Annotated in this window: 14 protein-coding genes; 4 read left to right on the forward strand and 10 right to left on the reverse strand. The window is 43.5% G+C overall.

Going from position 1 to position 20,458, the window contains the following annotated elements:
- Positions 1 to 197 precede the first annotated feature (197 nt).
- The 4 genes from IPL35_15580 to IPL35_15595 all read left to right on the forward strand — a co-directional run bounded on the left by IPL35_15580 (position 198) and on the right by IPL35_15595 (position 5,750).
- On the forward strand, positions 198 to 1,910 hold the full coding sequence (locus IPL35_15580; protein ID MBK8444734.1) for a tail fiber domain-containing protein: 1,713 nt from the start codon (positions 198 to 200) through the stop codon (positions 1,908 to 1,910).
- Between the two features lie 266 nt (positions 1,911 to 2,176).
- Positions 2,177 to 3,970, forward strand: coding sequence for an OmpA family protein (locus tag IPL35_15585; GenBank protein ID MBK8444735.1), 1,794 nt, complete (start codon positions 2,177 to 2,179; stop codon positions 3,968 to 3,970).
- A 97-nt stretch (positions 3,971 to 4,067) separates the two neighbouring features.
- A complete protein-coding gene (locus IPL35_15590) occupies positions 4,068 to 4,850 on the forward strand; it encodes a hypothetical protein (protein ID MBK8444736.1) in 783 nt (260 codons plus the stop codon).
- Positions 4,851 to 4,904: 54 nt separating this feature from the next.
- Positions 4,905 to 5,750 (forward strand): ATP-binding cassette domain-containing protein, encoded by an 846-nt coding sequence (locus IPL35_15595; protein ID MBK8444737.1) that lies wholly within the window; start codon positions 4,905 to 4,907, stop codon positions 5,748 to 5,750.
- 53 nt (positions 5,751 to 5,803) lie between these two features.
- Here the strand turns inward: IPL35_15595 and IPL35_15600 are convergent, their stop codons facing one another.
- The 10 genes from IPL35_15600 to clpB form a co-directional block, all read right to left on the reverse strand.
- Positions 5,804 to 7,324, reverse strand: a complete 1,521-nt coding sequence (locus tag IPL35_15600; GenBank protein MBK8444738.1) for a SulP family inorganic anion transporter — start codon at positions 7,322 to 7,324, stop codon at positions 5,804 to 5,806.
- Positions 7,325 to 7,601: 277 nt separating this feature from the next.
- A complete protein-coding gene (gene aqpZ, locus IPL35_15605) occupies positions 7,602 to 8,288 on the reverse strand; it encodes an aquaporin Z (GenBank protein ID MBK8444739.1) in 687 nt (228 codons plus the stop codon).
- A 176-nt stretch (positions 8,289 to 8,464) separates the two neighbouring features.
- A complete protein-coding gene (gene rfbC, locus IPL35_15610; protein ID MBK8444740.1) occupies positions 8,465 to 9,013 on the reverse strand; it encodes a dTDP-4-dehydrorhamnose 3,5-epimerase in 549 nt (182 codons plus the stop codon).
- A gap of 58 nt (positions 9,014 to 9,071) precedes the next feature.
- Positions 9,072 to 10,169, reverse strand: coding sequence for a hypothetical protein (locus IPL35_15615; GenBank protein ID MBK8444741.1), 1,098 nt, complete (start codon positions 10,167 to 10,169; stop codon positions 9,072 to 9,074).
- Positions 10,170 to 10,218: 49 nt separating this feature from the next.
- Positions 10,219 to 12,819 (reverse strand): SLBB domain-containing protein, encoded by a 2,601-nt coding sequence (locus IPL35_15620; GenBank protein MBK8444742.1) that lies wholly within the window; start codon positions 12,817 to 12,819, stop codon positions 10,219 to 10,221.
- Between the two features lie 65 nt (positions 12,820 to 12,884).
- A complete protein-coding gene (gene rfbB, locus IPL35_15625; protein ID MBK8444743.1) occupies positions 12,885 to 13,952 on the reverse strand; it encodes a dTDP-glucose 4,6-dehydratase in 1,068 nt (355 codons plus the stop codon).
- A gap of 294 nt (positions 13,953 to 14,246) precedes the next feature.
- A complete protein-coding gene (pnp, locus tag IPL35_15630; GenBank protein MBK8444744.1) occupies positions 14,247 to 16,370 on the reverse strand; it encodes a polyribonucleotide nucleotidyltransferase in 2,124 nt (707 codons plus the stop codon).
- A gap of 130 nt (positions 16,371 to 16,500) precedes the next feature.
- Positions 16,501 to 16,770, reverse strand: a complete 270-nt coding sequence (rpsO, locus tag IPL35_15635) for a 30S ribosomal protein S15 (GenBank protein ID MBK8444745.1) — start codon at positions 16,768 to 16,770, stop codon at positions 16,501 to 16,503.
- Between the two features lie 179 nt (positions 16,771 to 16,949).
- Positions 16,950 to 17,495 (reverse strand): DUF1573 domain-containing protein, encoded by a 546-nt coding sequence (locus IPL35_15640; GenBank protein ID MBK8444746.1) that lies wholly within the window; start codon positions 17,493 to 17,495, stop codon positions 16,950 to 16,952.
- Positions 17,496 to 17,725: 230 nt separating this feature from the next.
- On the reverse strand, positions 17,726 to 20,329 hold the full coding sequence (gene clpB, locus IPL35_15645) for an ATP-dependent chaperone ClpB (protein ID MBK8444747.1): 2,604 nt from the start codon (positions 20,327 to 20,329) through the stop codon (positions 17,726 to 17,728).
- Between the last annotated feature and the right edge of the window lie 129 nt (positions 20,330 to 20,458).

Genomic DNA, 20,458 nt, shown 5'->3' on the forward strand with positions numbered 1-20,458 from the left:
CTCAATTAATTATTTATTTAAAAACTATTTATTTTTTTAATTTCATATATATTTTATTTTTAATTAAAAAAACAAACTAACTTTGGCTATATCAGCATTGAGTTTAAGCTAAAAAACAAAATAACAAGCAATTTAGCTGTAACCTAATTCTGTAGATATTTATTATTTTTTTTTATCAAACCCAATCGAAATCAAACATGAAAAAAAACATTTATCAAGTATGCAGCCTCATTTTTGGCTGTGTATTTGTTGGTCAGTACAGTTTTGCACAAAATTTTATTCTTGATGTTTATGGAAATGCCAAAATACGCGGACGAATGGAATTAGGTACGACTACCGGCAATGATATTTACATCGGTATCAATGCCGGCGCACCTGATAATAATGCCGCTACCACAGGCAATATAGGTATAGGACGGGGAGTTTTGTACAACAATAACCGCTCAGAGATAGTGGCGATAGGCGACAGTGCTTTGTACAAGAATGGCACTGGTGCTACTATTCCACAACAACAGGCAATATGTAATACAGCAGTAGGCAGTAAATCTCTCTACGCCAACACCGTCGGCTCCTACAACACTGCCAATGGATATTATACCCTTCGTTTCAACACCACCGGTATTGGCAACACTGCCAATGGATATTATGCCCTTCGCTCCAATACCTTTGGATACTACAACACTGCGAATGGGCATGGTGCTCTTTCATCCAACACCACCGGCAATTCCAATACCGCTAATGGAAAAAGTGCGCTTTCATTCAACACTACCGGCTCTTATAATATCGCCAATGGATATTATGCTCTTTATAGTAACACCACAGGTGATTATAACACAGCAACTGGTATGAATGCCCTCTATTCCAACACCACAGGGTATTACAACACGGCAAATGGTATGAATGCCCTCTATTCCAACACCACAGGGTATTACAACACGGCAAATGGTAGGGCTGCACTCACCTCCAACACCATAGGGTATCACAACACGGGAATAGGGAACTCCGCGAATGTAAGCATCGGAAATTTAAGCTTCACCACTGCCATCGGTTATAATGCTGTAACGAATGCCAATAGAAAACATGTAATTGGCTCCAATCTAGCAAATACGGTTATCGGCGGCTATGCCAACTGGAGCAACCTTAGTGACGGGCGGTTCAAAGATAATGTAAAAGAAAATGTCCCCGGTTTGGAGTTTATCAATCAACTTCGTCCGGTTACTTATACAATAAATATCGATAAATTACAGCATCATATCACCGCCCAAATGCCCGACAGCATTGCGGCACGCTACTACCCTTCCAGCGAAGAAATTGACAATGCCAATCAGGAAATACGAACCGGTTTTATTGCGCAGGAAGTGGAGGCAACGGCACAAAAAATAGGATATAATTTTGACGGCATAAATGCACCTACCAATCCTACGGATAATTACAGCATAGAGTACGCTGGTTTTGTGCCGAGTTTGGTGAAAGCCGTGCAGGAGCAACAGGAAACTATATCAGCACAACAAAATGATTTGACGGAAAAAGACAAACGTATTGAGCAGTTGGAAGAACGCCTCGCCCGTTTGGAAGCCTTATTGAGCCATACCGATAATACAGGCGAAAAAACGCATAGCATTTCCACCTTATTGGAAGGCAGCAGCAACGAAACACCGCAATTATTCCAAAATGTCCCCAACCCTTTCAACGGCGAAACCAATATCGGCTACTTTTTACCCTCATCAACAAAAAATGCGCAACTCCGTATTACCAATGCTTTGGGACAGGAAGTAAAAACGGTAGAACTCTCCGAAACAGGAAACGGAAACGTCAAAATCAGCACCCGCAACCTGCCCAAGGGTACTTATATATACGAACTCCTCATCAACAGTGAGCGCATAGATGCCAAAACCATGATTTTGAAATAGTGAAAATATTTTTTCATTTTTCATCACTTCTGTTCAAAAGCCGCAAAAGTTTTGCGGCTTTTGTTTTTTTACCAAAAATTGTAATATAATGGCACATTGTTAAAAATAACAGTATATTTACTTTAAAAAATGGAACTTCACTACCATACACAATGTTTTTTACACAATATATACAGCACTGAAATAGCGTTGTATAAATGGTAAAATATAAATCAGCAAACTTTATAACCCAAAAAAGTTATTTGACAATAAAACTTTTATATCCTATGGCTAAATTAACACCTTTTTCGCGTATTCTTATTACAGCCGCTATTGTGGGGCTGATCAGTTATTTGGTAATCAAATTTGCCCCCGGCATCAAAATCGGCGAAGCCAAAAAATTAGATAGCATCGAAGTTTCGGGCGATGATGTAAATAATGTAAGTACCTCCGCCGAATTGTCTTTGCCGACTTCCAATGCATCTTCCAAAGTAAGCAGCCAACCCTTAGTGCGTTTGGGGGCTTATGCGTGGAATGCTCAATCGGGGATTATTGTTGCCAACGGCGGCACACGAAGCACCGAAAGCTCGTTAATGGAAAAAAACAACGTAAACTTAGAGATTATCCGTCAGGACTGGCTCTCGGAATTGCGCAACTTACACCTCAAATTTGTAGAAGAATACGATAAAGGAAACAAAAACCCTAAAAACGGCGTGGTGGGCGTGATGATTATGGGCGATGGTGCGCCGTATTATATCAGCTCTACCCAACAGGCACTCAACGACAAGTACGGCGAAGGTAAATACAGCCTGCAAGTGGTGGGCTGCGTGGGATTGAGCTACGGAGAAGATAAACTCATCGGTCCGCCGAAATGGAAATTAGACCCGCAAACCCTCAAAGGTGCTTTTATTTCGGCAGTACTCGGCGACGGCGACTGGGTGACGGCAGTGAACTATGCCTTTGCCAACGGACTTAAAGTGAACCCCGACCCGGGTACTTACGATGCCGATGCGGTTAATTTTTACCCTTCTGCCAATGACGACTATATAGAATCTGCCAAAGAACTCATCAAATCGCAGAAAGAAGGCTGGACAGTGCCGCTGAAAGAAGTAAAAGACGGCAAAGCCACCGGAAAAACCATCAACAAAAAAGTAGATGGCTGCGCCACCTGGACTCCCGGCGACAAAATGGTATTTGATGCTTTGGACGGATTTACCGATATTGTTTCCACCAAAGAATTTAACAACCAAATGGCTACCACTATTATTATGGTAAAAGAATGGGCTGAAAACAACAACACTACGGTGAGCAATATGCTCAAAGCGGCTTATACCGCATCTAACCAAATGAAACAATACGACTCGTGGCGGCGCAAAGCTGCCGAAGCAGTGGCAGCTACCTATCAGTTGGAAAACGGCGATTATTGGTACAATATGTTCAAGGGGCAAAAAGGCGAAAAAAACGGCATTACTTATAATATGGGCGGCTCGCGGGTGTTTAATTTAGCAGATGCCCGCCAATATTACGGCTTAGGCAGCGATGGCATCAGCCGTTACAAAGCCGTATATGACCAAGTATCGCGCTATCTGAAAGAACTCAATCCGGCGGGATTTAACCAAAATGTAAAACGCATTATTCCCTACGAAGAAGCTGTAAATTTGTCGTTTTTAAAAAATATCGCCAACATAGACGAAGGAACGGCATACGCGTCAGATTATAAAGAAAAAGCAAAAACGCTGCTGGCATCGGGGCAGTGGCAAATTAATTTTAATACCGGACGCGCCACCCTGCGCCCCGAAGCCACCGATATATTGAACCAAATTTATAATTTGCTCATTCAGGCGGAGGATTCTAAAATAGAAATCGTGGGACATACCGACAATGTGGGCAACGTAGAAGCCAACATCTCCTTGTCGCGGGCACGCGCCGAAGCCGTAAAAACGTTTTTGATGCAAAAAGGCATTCCGGGCAACCGCTTCCAACGATTGGACGGCAAAGGCTCTGAAGAACCCGTCGCCGACAACGACACCGAAAGCGGACGCGCCAAAAACCGCCGCGTAGAACTGACCTTGCTCAAATAAAGCAATATCACAACAAGTTTTTCCTTTCTTTTATACAAGACTGTTTTCCATTTTTCATTATTTCTTTCTTCTTTTAAAAAAAAATACAAGTAAAAGAATGGATATAAAAGCGTGGTTCCGTCCTTTTGAAAAAATAAACCGCAACAACCGCCTCTTCATCGCTTTGATATGGATAGTGGGGTTGTTGCTTTACTGGATAATAGCCACCAGCGGCGAAAAAAAATTGTTTCCGCCGCCTCAGAGTGTGTGGCAGGGTTTGAAGGATCTGTTCAATGAGGGTTTGGTGATGCACATCGCTGCCTCGCTCGGCTTGTGCCTGCAAGCCACCTTATTCTCTTTGCTCATTTCTTTGACAATCGTGTATTTGTCGCCTTTGCCTTTTGTGAAGCCTTTGGCGCAGTTTCTGAGCCGTCTGCGCTATTTGCCCCTCACCGGACTCACTTTTTATCTCGCCATTTTGGTATCCGATGCACGCACCATGCAAGTGTGGGTGTTGGTGGTATTTATGAGTTTGTACTTCATCACTTCTTTGCTCAGTGTGCTAAAAGATATTCCGCAAGAAGAAATAGACCACGCCCGCTCGCTCAATTGCAGCCGTTGGGAAGTGCTGTGGGAAGTGGTGATAAAAGGCAGATTGGATTATGTAGTAGATGTGCTGCGGCAAAATCTGGCGATTGTATGGATGATGCTCGTAACGGTAGAATCTATTTTGGTGGCGGCAGGCGGCTTGGGCGTATTGATTAAAAATAGCGACCGCTTTATGAATCACGGCAGAATGGTGGCTTTGCAAATCGTTATTTTAACCGTGGGTTTATTATTGGATTGGACACTGAGTGCCATACGAAAAATATTGTTCCGCTATTCACAGCCTAATTTTTGAGCAGCTATTTTTTCCTTGCTCTCATTTTTTATTTTCCCTTCATTGTTCACAATCATGCAACATTTCACCCTTAACCATACCATTTTGAAAGTAGAAAATGTGAGTGTGGTATATGGCGATAAAACCATTATTAAAGATGTTTCTTTTGAAGAAAAAGATGTACAACGCCCCCACTACCAACAATCACAAGGGCAAACCATCGCCTTTGTGGGCAGGTCGGGGCGCGGAAAATCTACTTTATTTCGGGTATTGGCGGGTTTAGAAAGCCCCAAAACCGGACAGATATGGCTCGCCGACCACGCTACCAACCATTCAAAGCCCACCTTAAAAGCCGTGAAAGAGGGCGAATTTGGCTTTGTTAATCAAAAATACACGTTGTTTCGCCACAAAACAGTGCATCAGGCTTTGCGATTTGCCTTGCGCAACAGCCCACTTTCCGATGGCGAAAAAGAAGATAAAATACAAACGATGCTCCAACAATGGGGCTTGGAAAAAGTAAAACACCACTACCCCAACGAGATGTCGGGCGGACAACGCCAACGCACCGCCATTTTGGAGCAACTACTCAACTCGCGCTATTTTATGATTTTGGACGAGCCTTTCAGCGGCTTAGATGTCGGCAATATTGAGCAGGTAAAAAAAGCTTTTTCGCTCATCAGCAGCAACCACGAACTCAATACTATTTTGTTCAGCACCCACGATATTGATTTGGCGGTATCTTTGGCAGATTCCATTTATATTGTCGGGCACCCCACACTCGCCAACGGGCAGCACGCCGACTACGGCACTTTGCTCAAACAATACGACCTCAAAGCAATGGGCTTGGCTTGGGCAGAAATATGGACACCTGCCCATCAGGAATTGGCGGTGATGATAAAAAACGATTTGCTTTGCTCTTAATAAATTAAAAAACAGCGATAATATTGTAATAATCAACAACGAAATTCCTTATCTCACAAACGCACTTTCAATCCTCTTACTTCCAAGGATATGTTCTTTTCGGGAGCAATCGTGTTCTGATAATCCTGCAATACCTCCATCACATCGTTGTCGATATAATTGCTGTAAGAAGCATCAATGATGACGTTGGAGTTTTCGGGCAAATCCCACAAAGTTTCTTTAATGGCGGCTTTGTTCAAAAAAGATACCTGATTGGGCAATTCCACCACCAATAATTCTTTGCCTTCGGCTGATTTTTCTTTGTGTAATAAAAAGGGATTTTTGTAGTTACTTTTGAGTATAAAGAAAATACTCACCGACAAACCGATTAAAATACCCACCAACAAATCCGTAAAAATAATAGCCAGAATGGTAACTACAAAGGGGATAAATTGGTCGTAGCCTTTGCGGTACATTTCCCGAAATAGGGATATTTTCGCCAGCTTATAGCCCGTTATCAGCAGAATAGCCGCCAATGATGCCAAAGGAATGAGATTGAGCCACTGACTGAAAAACAAGACGCTCACCAATAAAAGTACGCCGTGCAAAATGGCGGAAAGTTTGGTTTCGGCTCCGGCTTGCACATTGACCGAACCTCGCACGATAACCGAAGTAAGCGGAATGCCGCCGAGCAAGCCCGACAAAAAATTACCCGCTCCCTGTGCCACCAACTCCCGATTGGGCGAGGCTTGACGCTTGTGCGGGTCTAAATTTTCAACGGCTTCCAAATTCAGCAGCGTTTCCAAAGAAGCGATGAGTGCCAGCGTAAAGGCTACCACCCACACTTGATATTGCCCTATTGCCGAAAACAAAGGGAATGTAATCATAGACGACACACCATCAATAGGCGGAATATTCACCAAATGTGAAGGCTCTATATATAAGGCAGGAAAATAATTTTTAAAAACGAGACTGTTGAGCAATACGCCAAAAAATACCACAAACAAAGAGGAAGGGAAAAAATAGATTTTTTTCAGAGGCGTTTTGTCCCACAGTATCATAATCAGTATAGAAAAAACCGAAATAAGCACCGCTCCCCACGTAAAATATGAAAACACATTCAACAATTCCGAAAATGTGTTGGCACCATCGGGCTGAAAAAACGAAAACTCACCCTCCGCATCGCGGTCAAAACCTACCGCATGCGGTATTTGCTTCAAAATCAGAATAATACCGATAGCCGCCAACAAACCTTTGATAACGTTAGAAGGAATATAATTCGCAATAATACCCGCTTTCAATATACCGCCGATAAACTGAAAAATACCCGACAACATCACTGCTACCAAAAAAATCTCGAATTGCTGCAACTGAGCAATAGACGACAATACCACCGCCGACAAACCCGCCGCCGGTCCGCTGACACTCGTGGGCGAGCCACTGATGATACCCACTACTATACCGCCGATAATGCCCGTAATCAAGCCCGACAGCAGGGGTGCGCCACTCGCCAAAGCAATGCCCAAACACAAAGGCAGGGCAACCAAAAATACAACGATACTCGCCGGAATGTCTTTTTGCAAAGATTTCAACATATACAGATAGGTTTTTAGTGAAGGGCGAAAATAGTATATTTATTTATACTTATTCTAAATAAGTAAAGTATTTTTAATATTTTTTAACAAATTCTAAGCCCTGACCCTGCCAAAATTTTTTATTGGCGCGTTAGTAATCAATGACCTAAAACAAACATTTGGCAACAGGCCGAATGTATATTTGACAGAATTGAAACAAAACTAAAAAAAGTAAAAAAGCCGCTGAAAAATATTTTTCAGCGGCTTTTTTGTGCCTTTTATTTTAATCTTTCAACTTTTATAAATTATTTTCTTCAAAGACGGATTTATAAACAATACCGGCAAGGGCGGCTGCCAAAATCGGTATCACAATAAAAAGCCACAACTGACCCAAAGCCCAACCGCCCGCAAACAAGGCTTGGCTAATGCTGCGTGCCGGATTTACGGAGGTGTTGGTAACAGGAATACTGATGAGGTGAATGAGTGTAAGAGCCAAACCAATGGCAATACCCGCAAAACCTTTGGGCGCGCGTGCATCGGTAGCTCCCAAAATGATGATCAAAAACATAAAGGTCATCACAAACTCCGTAACTATCGCCGCCATCATAGAGTATTTGCCCGGAGAGTGGTCGTCGTAGCCGTTAGCCGCAAAATCGCCGACCGCCGAACCGTTGCCCGTAGCAATAACATACAAAACACCGGCAGCTGCTATCGCTCCCAAAATCTGGGCAACAATATAGGGAAATACATCAGACACCGACACGCGCCCGCCTGTCCACAAACCAACAGTAACAGCAGGATTGAGATGCGCCCCCGACACAGGCCCCAGCGAATAGGCGATGGTGAGTACCGTTAAACCGAAAGCAAATGACACCCCCACCAAGCCGATGCCCACTTCCGGAAAAGCTGCCGCCAACACCGCACTGCCGCAGCCGCCCAATACCAACCAAAAAGTGCCTAAAAACTCTGCAACTAACTTTTTCATAAAAAAAATTTGAATAAAAAAAGTGAATAAAAACCTACTCGTATGGCTTTTCGGTTTACGCCCTGTTTTTTTGGCAATACGCCAGTGTTATCAGCTACACAATATCATAGCTAACAAAAATAGAAAAAAAGTTAAAAAAAACTTTTTTTATCCCAAATTATTTTATCAAATACGCCTTAAAAGTCGTAATCTGCTTGTGCGAATACGGGCAACAGTAAATCTTTTTCCGAAATCAAGGCTTTTTCGGGGGCAATACGCCAATCTATTTCCATAGCGGGGTCGTTGTAGAGCATACCGCGCTCGTGTTGTTTGGAGTAATAATTATCACATTTATACACAAAAACTGCCTCATCGCTCAACACCGAAAATCCGTGTGCAAAACCGCGCGGAATGTAGAGCATTTTTTTATTTTCAGCCGATAGCAGTATCTCAAATTTTTTGCCGAAAGTGGGCGAACTGCGGCGCAAATCCACTACGGCATCTAATACCTCCCCTTGCAGTACACGCACCAACTTGGCTTGCGCATATTCGCCGATTTGGTAGTGCATTCCCCGAATAACACCATAACACGATTTAGATTGATTATCCTGCACAAAATGCGCGTTGATACCACCGGCTTTAAATTTTTCGTCTTGATACGACTCATAAAAATAGCCGCGCTCATCGCCTATCACCAAGGGTTCTACTATGATTAATTCGGGAAAATCCGTAGGAATAAATTTCATAAGATTATTATATATGCTATATATTTTTTGTGTTGTCGTAATTTTTTTAAAAAAAACATCAATCATCAGCCGGCTGATGGTGCAACGCATCTTGAATAATTTGCAGCACCAATACCCAAATTGCCCAAGTGAGCAAAGCCAAAAACAAAGCCAAGATGTAAAATTTAAAGGTAGGCGGGTCTTTTTTTTCCAAAGGCAAAGTCGGAAAATCAATAATTTGGATAAGCGGCTTTTGAAGGTCTAAGTTCATTTTAGCAATTTCCTGATTTTTGATGGCTTCGCCGAGTACCACGCTCATAAATTCCACATCGCGCTCCAAACGTATTTTATCCACATAAGAGTCGGCACTTACGGCACCGGCACGTATTTTGGGCTGTTCGCGGTCGTACCAGTGCGAGAGGCGGTATTCGGCATTGCCCAAAGTTACTTTAATAGAGTCCACCCTTTTATTCACCAATTCGTAGGCTTCGCGCTGTGCCTGCACCGATTTTGATACATAAAAATCGCTGAGTGTTTTTACTAAATACTCCAAAAAATATTTTGAAAAAACCTCCGAAGGCGTGGCGTATCGCAGTTGTATAATACCGCTTTTGGAAGTAGTAATCGCCAAGCCCGAAGTGAGAATTTGATAATATACTTCTTGCATCAAAAGATTTTCGCGTACATCAAAATCTTCTATTTTTTTATCTTTTGCAAATAAAAAACCCTCTGTTTCTATATCGGGTTGCTGTGCTTTTACTTTGCCGTAAACATTAAAATTTTTCAGGTAATAATTAATCAACAATTCTTCTTTTCCTTCTTCGTCTTTCAGTGTTTTCATCAAAGTAGAATAAATAATGCGCTTGCTGCTGAGGAGTTCCATCAGTTTTTCGCTGCTGATGTCGCTGCCCGTTTCTACGCCAAATCCGAACTGTCCGGCGAGTTGCATCAGCCCGCTCACGCCCGAAGCACTGTCGTTGTTGGTCATAAAAGAAGCGGCGGCGGTGTAAGTGGATCGCAGTCCTTTGCTAAAATAATAAGCAAAGCCAAACAAAGGCAAAGCCAATATCAGCAGCAGCCACCAACGGCGGCGCAACGACTGTCGGTAGCGTTGCCAATTGGCAAGCCACGTTTTTAAGTAATTGGAGGGCTGACTGAGAGGAGGAATACGATTCATGGGTGAATACAAAAAATACGGCAATGCAGCACGAGTAGCTTTGTTTTTTTTATTTAGAGGCTTGTTGTACCAATACAAAAATAGTGAGAATAGTAGCAATTTTAGAAGAAAAACTGTCGAAAGCATCGTTCCAGTTGCGATTTTTGCGCCGTTCGGAACGTTCTTTCTCAAATTTCTTGCGGTCGCTTACATCTACGAACACCGTAGCACCGCGTTCCACTTTCGGATATTTTACAAAAAACCAATAATTGCGGGCTTTGCGCACTTCACCATTAGACATTTGTACATAAGTGCGCGAGTGTTTGCCGTAGCGGTTGTAGCCTGCTCCATATTTTTCTATATACCTGCGGGCACTTTTTTTACCGAAATACGGCACACTGATTTGAATAAGAGAGTCGGTTTTGATTTGTTGTTTTTCGGCTTGGCTCAAATATTCCACATCAAAAAAACCGATAGCACCCTGCAAGGTCACGATATCGGTGATTTTGGGAATATAGAGCGAGTCGCCTTCGGTGAGTACATAGTTGTAGCGCGATTTTTTGGGGCGGCGCAATACATCTTCCAAATTCAGCAACACATAGCCCAAACTGTCTTCTTTGCGATACAGGCGCGTACCTTCCTGAAAAGCAAAAGGTGTAACACCGCCGGCACGCTCTATCAAAAGCCCCACATTATCATCTTTTCGGATAAGGGAATACTCGCCCGGATAATAAATTTCGCCGTAGATGACGATATTCTGCTGCAATTCAAAATCAGGCGAACGGCGCACCGAGATGCGGTCGAAGGGTTTGAGCAAATATAGCGCATTGGTGCTGTCCATTTTGAGGTTTTCGTCAATATCCACCCGCTTCATAATGATGCGCTCATCACTTTTTATCAAAGAACTTCTACCTTCAATCTGCACCATGCGCGACACTTCCAAACGGCTGTTGCCAGCTTCGCGCTTAAAACCACCCGACCAGTTGATTAAATCCAAGAGCGTCATACCTTCGGCATATTGATACTCGCCCGGAGTATTCACTTCACCCGAAATATTAACGGTATAGTCTTTTCTAAAATCGCGTTTGGATAAAATCTGTATCGTGTCTAAGGGCTGTAATAAAATATTGTCGGGCGAGTTTTGATTGAGCAATACCTCTTTGAGGCTGAAAGTATGAACTACTTTTTGCAAATCTTCATCAAGGCGCAGCACGTATGCGCGGTCTAAGTCGGCTTCTTCCATCGGTCCTTCGGCTTTGTAAAGAACATCGCTGATGCGGTTGCCTTTGTTGAGTTGGTAGCGTCCGGGTACACGCGCCGCACCCATCACTTCCACATAATTGCGCAAGGAGTTGGGAATGGTAGAAACAAAAATGCTATCACCGTTGAGCAGGGCAAAATTGCTTTTATTAGAACGAAGGCTGTCTAAATTTACGCCCACCAGCACTTCGCGGTTATCCACAAAGCGTTTGATATTGATGTTTTTGGTATAAGCATTGGCTTGCAAACCGCCGGCAAAATCCAACAATTCAAATAAACCCTCGCCATCTTTGAGTTCGTAGCTGTGGCTGCGGCGCACTTCACCTTTGATATGCACCACTTTGCCCAAAGGCGGCACAAAGATATAATCGTTGTTCGTGAGGAAAAAATCCTGCCTGCTGTCGGGGTTGAGCAAATACTGATACACGTCAAGATCGGCGATTTTTTTGTCGCCACGCTGTATGTTGATGTTGCGCACCGAGCCTATTTGGTTAGGTCCTTCCATTGCCACCAATACATTAAAAGCAGAATTGACCGAAGGAAAACGATAAGTACCCGGATTAAAAACTTCGCCTACCACATGCACGCTAATCATATTGGCATATACCAAAGTTATTTCCAACTGGTTGGCATCTTTGCCGTAAAACTGCTCCATTTTTTGTTGCAGCAGTTTTTTGGAAGCGGCATAAGTGACCCCCTCCAAATAAATTTTCCCTGCCAAAGGCACAGTAATCGCGCCATAGTCGTCTATGGTATAAATGGCGTTGAAGTCGGCACGTCCCCACATGGTAATATTGAGGCGGTCGCCTTTGCCGAGCACATAGTTTTCGGGCGGGTACAATTTTATTTCGTTTTCTTTACTGATATGCACTAAGTTTTTTCTAAAAAACTCGTGTCCATACACGGCGGCTTCGGGCAAAGAAAATGCTTTTTCAATGAGTTTATCTTTTTGTTTTTGAATCAATTCATCTAATTCATCAAAGGAGATGCTGTCGCGCTGGGCGGTGGCGTTTTTACTTTTTTGCTTGGCAGCCAACCCCAAAGCGAGTTGTTTGAGGCTGTCTTGCAATTCGTTGAGGCGCACAATTTCGGCAATAAGGGTGTCGTTTACGCCCAATTTTCGCAATTCTTCCGGCGAAGTACCTATTTTCTGTCGGTTGCTGACGATGGAATCCATTTTGGCGAGTTCCATTTCGCGCAGGGAGTCGGCTTCGGCATAGTAGGCATCAAAATCGTAGCGATTAAAAGCCCTTTGGTCGAAGCGTTCGAAGTCGCCACCGATGCGGCGCGGCATCGAGCGGGAATTATTTTTATTGCGGTTTTTATCAAAAATTTCCCCATAAAACTGCGCCTGCACCGCCTGAAATAGCAGCAGCCCGATAGCAAGCAGGATAATTTTTGAAATGTTCATTTTTTTCTTCAAAGATGAATTGATATTAAAAATACAATAATATCCGTTTTTTTTATCTATTGCGTCTAACGCTGCGCATATTGTTTATCATAATATTGCTGATACGCTCCCGATGTTACATTATCCAACCAGCTTTCATTATTCAGGTACCAATCTACCGTTTTTTCCAATCCTTCTTCAAAAGTGAGCGAGGGTTTCCAGCCGAGTTCGCGGTTTATTTTGGTAGCATCTATGGCATAGCGGCGGTCGTGACCGGCGCGGTCTTTTACATAAGTGATGAGCTGCGCCGAAGTACCCGCCGCACGATGGAGTTTTTTATCCATAATCTCACACATTTTTTTAATCAGTTCTATATTTTGCCACTCATTAAAGCCGCCCACATTGTAGGTTTCGCCGATTACACCTTTGTGAAAAATGAGGTCAATGGCGGCAGCGTGGTCTTCTACCCACAACCAGTCGCGGGTATATTTGCCATCGCCATATACGGGCAGGGGCTTTTTGTTTTTAATGTTGTGGATAAAAAGCGGAATGAGTTTTTCGGGAAATTGATACGAGCCGTAGTTGTTGGAACAATTGGAAACAAGCACAGGCAAATGATAAGTGTGATGATATGCCCGCACAAAGTGGTCGGAGGATGCTTTGGAAGCGGAATAAGGCGAGCGCGGGTCGTAGGCGGTGCTTTCGGTAAACAAACCCGTTTCGCCGAGCGAGCCATACACTTCATCGGTGGATATATGATAAAAACGTTTGTCTTCCAACTGGTCTTTCCATTGTTGGCGACATACATTGAGGAGGTTCACCGTACCCACCACATTTGAAAATATAAACGCATTGGGGTTGAGAATGGAGCGATCTACATGCGACTCGGCAGCCAAATGAATGACACCATCAAAATTGTAGCGTTTAAAAAGAGCTTGCAGCAATTTTTCTTTGCAAATATCTACTTTTTTAAAACGATAATTACGGGCAGTTTCAATATCGCGGAGGTTTTCCAAATTGCCCGCATAAGTGAGGGCATCTATATTGACGATTAAATAATCGGGATAGCAATGTACAAAACGGCGCACCACATGCGAGCCGATAAATCCGGCACCGCCGGTAATTAAAATTTTTTTCTTAAAAACAGTAGCCATTGGAGCAAAAAAAATAATATGCTAAAAAATAAACGGAAGGTTTGAGTGATATATCCTCCGTGTGCAAAGACACATTATACGACTTTGCGGCGCAAAAGTAGTGATTTTTATGAGATTTTATGTAAATTTATATTCCGCACGCTCTATATACTGCTGTCAATTACAACGATAGCAGCCAAATATACCTAAAAGTTGATACGATTTAAAAAAATAAAACGTTGATATTCTTATAAAAAAAGCACCCTTATCCAACAAAAAAAGATAAGGGTGCTTGTATCTTAATAAAGATTCTTTCTATACTTTCGGCAATAATACTTTGCGCGACAATTTGAATTTTCCGGTTTTTTCGTCTAAGCCGATTAATTTTACTTTGATGCGGTCGCTTTCTTTCAAAACCCCATCTAAACTGTCCAAGCGGCGGTGTTCCACTTCGGAAATGTGCAGAAGACCTTGTTTGCCGGGCAAAAATTCTACAAATGCGCCGTAAGGCATCACCGATTTTACGATAGCATCATACACCTCTCCTACTTCAGGCACGGCAGCTATGGCACGAATGCGCCCCATAGCAGTATCCAAACCTTCGCGGTTGGCAGAAGCGATGGTTACTTTGCCCTGTTCGCCTACTTCTTCAATATTGATACTTGTGCCGGTGGTGCGCTGCAACTCCTGAATATGTTTTCCGCCGGGTCCTATGATTTGACCAATAAATTCGCGCGGTATCAAAACCGTTTCAATACGCGGGGCGTGTGGTTTGTAGTCGGCACGCGGGCTTTCGAGTGCTTCATTCATTTTACCCAAAATGTGTAATCTCCCTTTTTTTGCTTGCAAGAGGGCTTCGTAGAGGGTTTCAAAAGACAAACCGTCAATTTTAATATCCATCTGACAGCCGCAAATGCCTTTTTCTGTGCCGGTTACTTTAAAATCCATATCGCCCAAATGGTCTTCATCTCCCAAAATATCCGACAAAATAGCATAGCGTTTGGGGTCTTGCGGGTCACTGATCATACCCATCGCAATACCTGAAACGGCAGCTTTTATTTTTACGCCTGCGTCCATGAGTGCCAAAGAGCCGGCGCATACGGTAGCCATCGAAGAAGAGCCATTTGACTCCAGAATATCCGACACCACGCGCACTGTATAAGGATTTTCCAACTCAGAAGGCAGCACTTGTTTGAGAGAACGCAACGCCAAATTACCGTGTCCTACTTCGCGTCGTCCGGGTGCACGCATAGGTTTTACTTCTCCGGTAGAGAAAGGCGGAAAATTGTAGTGTAAAATAAACTGCTTGTATTCAATACCTCCTGCTTTGTCAAGCATCAGTTCATCATCGGGCGTGCCCAAAGTAACGGTAGTGAGCGATTGTGTTTCGCCGCGCGTAAAGAGTGCGCTGCCGTGCGGCATAGGCAATATGCTGGTTTCGGCAACAATGGGGCGGATTTCGTCCAATTTTCTGCCGTCCAAGCGAATACGGTCGCTCAAAACAGTTTCGCGCACAACACTATATTCGGTATCTTCATACACTTTTGCAGCAAAGGCTTTATCTTCATCCGTAGCTTCTTCGCCCAAAAATGCTCCTAATTCTTCTTTTATAATTGAAAAACGCGCTTTGCGGTCTTGCTTGCTCAAAGCGGCTTTGGCGACTTCGGCAATTTTAGGTTGCAAAAATGCCTCTACCTTTGTTTTGAGCTCTTCGTTCACTGCCGCCGTTGCCACTGTTCTTTTTTCTTTTGCACCTGCTTTGCGTACCAATTCGTGCTGGGCATCGATATGTTGGCGGATAGCAGCGTGTCCTGTTTTAATAGCTTCGAGTAAGTCTTCTTCCGAACATTCTTTGGCTTCGCCCTCTACCATCATAATATTGTCGTAGCTGGCTGCCAAAATAATATCAATATCGGCGTTTTCCATATCCGCACGCAACGGATTGATAACAAATTTGCCATTGATACGCGCCACGCGCACCTCAGAAATAAGGTGTGGGAACGGAATATCCGACACTGCCAAAGCTGCCGATGCAGCCAAAGCTGCATAAGAGTCGGGCAAAATGGTGGGGTCGGAAGAAAGAAGGCTGATAAGAATTTGGGTATCGTTGACATAGCCTTCGGGAAAAAGCGGGCGCAGCGCACGATCTACCAATCTCGAAATAAGCACTTCGTAGTCGGAGAGCTTGGTTTCGCGTTTATGAAAACCTCCCGGAATACGACCGGCGGCTGCAAATTTTTCCTGATAATCCACCGAAAGCGGAAAGAACCCTACACCTTCGCGGGGTTTTTGAGCAGATACCACTGTGGCTAAAATAACGGTTTTGCCTACGGTCAGCACAACGGCTCCATCAGCTTGGCGCGCCATTTTACCGGTTTCGAGGGTCACAGTCAGCCCATCGCCTATATCAACGCTGCTGGAAACGGCTTGTAAATTCATAAAAATTAGAAATAACTAAAAATAATAAAAATAGAGGAATATAAGCGTCATGTTTTCTTATATTCCTCCTGATAAAAAAAATAAATGTAAATACGATAAAAAAACGCTTCCGACAGGGAAGTGAAAAGTATTATTTTCTTAATCCTAATTTCTCAATCAACGAACGATAGAGCGTAATGTCTTTTTTCGTCAGATAATTGAGCAAATCGCGGCGTTTTCCTACTAATTTTATCAGCGAACGGCGGCTGTTTTTATCTTTTGGGCGCACTTGTAAGTGGGCGGTGATGTGGTTGATACGCTCGGTAAACAGCGCAATTTGTCCTTCTATAGAACCGGTATTCTCTGCTGTACCGCCATACGTTTTAAAAATTTCCTGTGTTTTTGCTTTCGTCAAACTCATCGTTTTGTATAAAATAAATAGAGCGTCAATAAAAAAAATGCTTATAATTTGGCGGCAAAGATAATAATTTATTTGAGAAAAAGTAATATTTTTATTTTTTCTTTCATAAAAATAAAGAAGCTCCCCTTATCTTTTTAAGGGGAGCTTCTCTAAAAAAAACAAATTTTAGTACTAAATAATTAGTGTGGGTGGTTGTGGTCACCGCTGCCGGCAGGTACGGGTGCAATTACCGGAGAGCCTACAGCTGAAGGAGCAGTGGGTTCTTCTTTTACATCAACGTTGCCTTTCAATGTAACACGGGTTTGTGCGGGGTTTGTGTTGGCAGTGATAGTAACGGGTTTAGTTTGCATACCGCGTTTGCCGGCACTGTTGAAAATCACTTTCACGATGCTGCTTTCTCCCGGAGCGATAGGCTCTTTGGAATATTCAGGAATTGTGCAACCGCAAGAACCTTTGGCTTGTGAAATAATCAAAGGCTCAGTGCCTGTGTTTTTAAATTTAAAAACGTGCTCTACCTTATCCCCTTGCTGAATAGTGCCGAAATCAAATTCGGTTTCTTCAAATTCAATGGTGGTGGTAGGTCCTGCTTCGGCGGGAGTTGCCGGCTCAGGAGTAATTTTTACGGGAACCGGAAGTGCAGGAGTAGGTACTGCCTGATTTTCCTGTGCCATAGCAGTTGCGCTCATCAATAAGATGAAAGAGAAAATGCCGATAACTTTTTTCATGTCTTAAAAAATTGATATAATGTTGTTTTAAAATTATGATGCAATATTACAATATTATTTTTAATTGAACCGAAAGAACTAATATTTTAGTTGTATTTCATTTCTTTTTAACATTTTTTATACTTCCATATCTGTAAGTGTAGGATACAGCATATTTTAAAGAAATTAAGAGCTATCAAACTATTAGTTTTATGATATTTATTTTACACGCTGCTTTCATTGCACCCCATTTATGCCTCTTCGCTCTTGAATATCAGTTCATCTTGTTGTATATCAATTACAATGCGGGTATTTTTGCCAAATTCGCCGCCAATGATTTTTTTAGACAATACATTGACAATTTCTTTTTGTATGAGCCTTTTGAGGGGGCGTGCGCCGAATTGGGGGTCGTAGCCGTATTGTGCCAACCACGTTATGACTTCGGGTGTGTAATGGAGGTTTAATCCATTTTGTAACATTATTTTTTTCAAACCTTGCATTTGTATAGCTACTATTTGCTGCATTTCGCTGCGCAATAAGGGCTGAAACATCAGTATTTCATCAATACGGTTCAAAAATTCGGGGCGTATAGATTTTTTGAGCAATTCCATCACTTCTACTCGGGTGCTTTCTACGATAGCCGCCAAATTATCTTTTTCTTCATCAATTTTTGAAAAATTTTCCTGTATCAAATGTGCTCCTAAGTTGGAGGTCATAATGATAATGGTGTTTTTAAAATTGACGGTGCGCCCTTTGTTGTCGGTGAGTCTGCCATCATCGAGTACCTGCAACAATACATTGAAGGTATCGGGGTGGGCTTTTTCTATTTCGTCAAGCAGCACCACCGAATAGGGTTTGCGGCGCACGGCTTCGGTGAGTTGCCCGCCCTCATCGTAGCCTACATAGCCCGGAGGCGCACCCACCAAGCGCGATACGCTGTGTTTTTCCTGATATTCGCTCATATCAATCCGTATCAATGCTTGCTCGTCGTTGAACAGAAATTCTGCCAAAGCCTTGGCGAGTTCGGTTTTTCCTACACCGGTAGAGCCTAAAAATATAAACGAACCGATGGGTTTGCGGGGGTCTTGCAAACCGGCGCGGCTGCGGCGAATGGCATCGGATACGGCACTAATGGCGGCATCTTGCCCCACCACGCGCTTGTGCAATTCGGCTTCGAGTGTCAATAATTTTTCGCGCTCGCTCTGCAACATGCGCGTCACCGGAATATGTGTCCATTTGGCGACAATTTCGGCGATGTTTTCGGCATTTACTTCTTCTTTTACCAACCGCTGATTTTCTTCGTCTGCCAATTGATCTTGCAGTTCCACCACTTTGTTTTCGGCTTCTTTGATGCGCCCGTAGCGCAATTCCGCCACACGTCCGTAGTTACCTTCGCGCTCCAATTGTTCGGCTTGAAATTTATAATCTTCTATTTTTCTTTTTTCGGCTTGTATGGCTTCTATAATTTCGCGCTCGGCTTTCCATTTTGCCAAAAAAGTATCTCGTTTTTCGCTCAGGTCGGCAATTTGGGCAGCGATGCGCTCCACTTTTTCGTCATTGTTTTCGCGTTTGAGGGCTTCGCGCTCAATTTCCAACTGTGTAATTTTGCGGTTGAGTTCGTCCAATTCTTCGGGTACGGAGTTCATCTCCAAACGGAGTTTGGCGGCAGCTTCATCAATGAGGTCAATGGCTTTATCGGGCAGTTGGCGGTCGCTGATGTAGCGGTCGCTGAGTTCTACGGCAGCGATGATGGCTTCGTCTTTGATGCGCACTTTGTGGTGGTTTTCGTAGCGTTCTTTCAGCCCACGCAAAATAGAAATGGCATCTTCAACGGTAGGCTCATCAATGATAACCTTTTGAAAACGGCGTTCTAAGGCTTTATCTTTTTCTATATATTTTTGATACTCGTCCAATGTAGTAGCACCGATAGCACGCAAGTCGCCGCGTGCCAGAGCGGGTTTGAGGATATTGGCGGCATCCATAGCACCTTCGGCAGCACCTGCGCCCACCAGTGTATGAATTTCATCAATAAACAAAATAAATTCGCCCTCGGAGGCAGTAATTTCTTTGACCACTCCTTTGAGGCGTTCTTCAAAATCGCCGCGATATTTTGCGCCTGCCATCAGTGCGCCCATATCTAAGGCAAAGATGCTTTTGGTTTTCAGGTTTTCGGGTACATCGCCGGTGACAATGCGGTGGGCGATGCCTTCGGCAATGGCGGTTTTTCCTACACCCGGTTCACCGACCAAAATGGGATTGTTTTTGGTGCGGCGGCTCAGAATATGGAGCACACGGCGTATTTCTTCATCGCGCCCGATGACGGGGTCGAGCTTGCCGCTACGGGCGAGGTCGTTGAGGTTGCGGGCGTATTTTTCTAAGGTTTGGTAGCGGTTTTCGGCGTTGGCATCGCTCACTTTTTCGCCTTTTCGCAGTTCGGCAATGGCTTTCTGAACGGCGGCGGTGCTTAATCCGGCATCTTTGAGCAAACGCGACACGGGGTCATCGCTCTCCAAAATAGCCAGCAGCAAATGCTCTACACTCACAAACTCGTCGCCCATTGTTTTGGCGATTTGCTGGGCTTGCAGCAAAGCGCGATTGGCGGCGTTGGATAAATATTGTTGAGTGCCTCCCTGCACACGCGGAACAGACTCTAATTGTTTGCCGATGATTTCGTTGATGCGGGCGGCGTTGATGCCCACTTTTTTGAAAATATACGCCAATACCGCTTCATCTTCATCTAAAAGAGCTTTAGCGATATGTGCCACTTCTATGCTGGAATGTTGAAGATTAAAAGCCAAAGACTGTGCAGCAGCTATGGCTTCTTGTGCTTTAATGGTGAATTTATTGAGGTTCATATATATTGAGGAGTTGATTTTTTAGTTATTGATTGAATCTATCATCAAACATATATCAAAATACATACCGCCCCCAAAATAGCGACAAAACGACTGTTCTTTAATAAAGAGAACTGCAAAAATGACAGT

The sequence above is a fragment of the Sphingobacteriales bacterium genome, from assembly GCA_016711285.1.
Classification (GTDB): Bacteria; Bacteroidota; Bacteroidia; order Chitinophagales; family UBA2359; genus JADJTG01.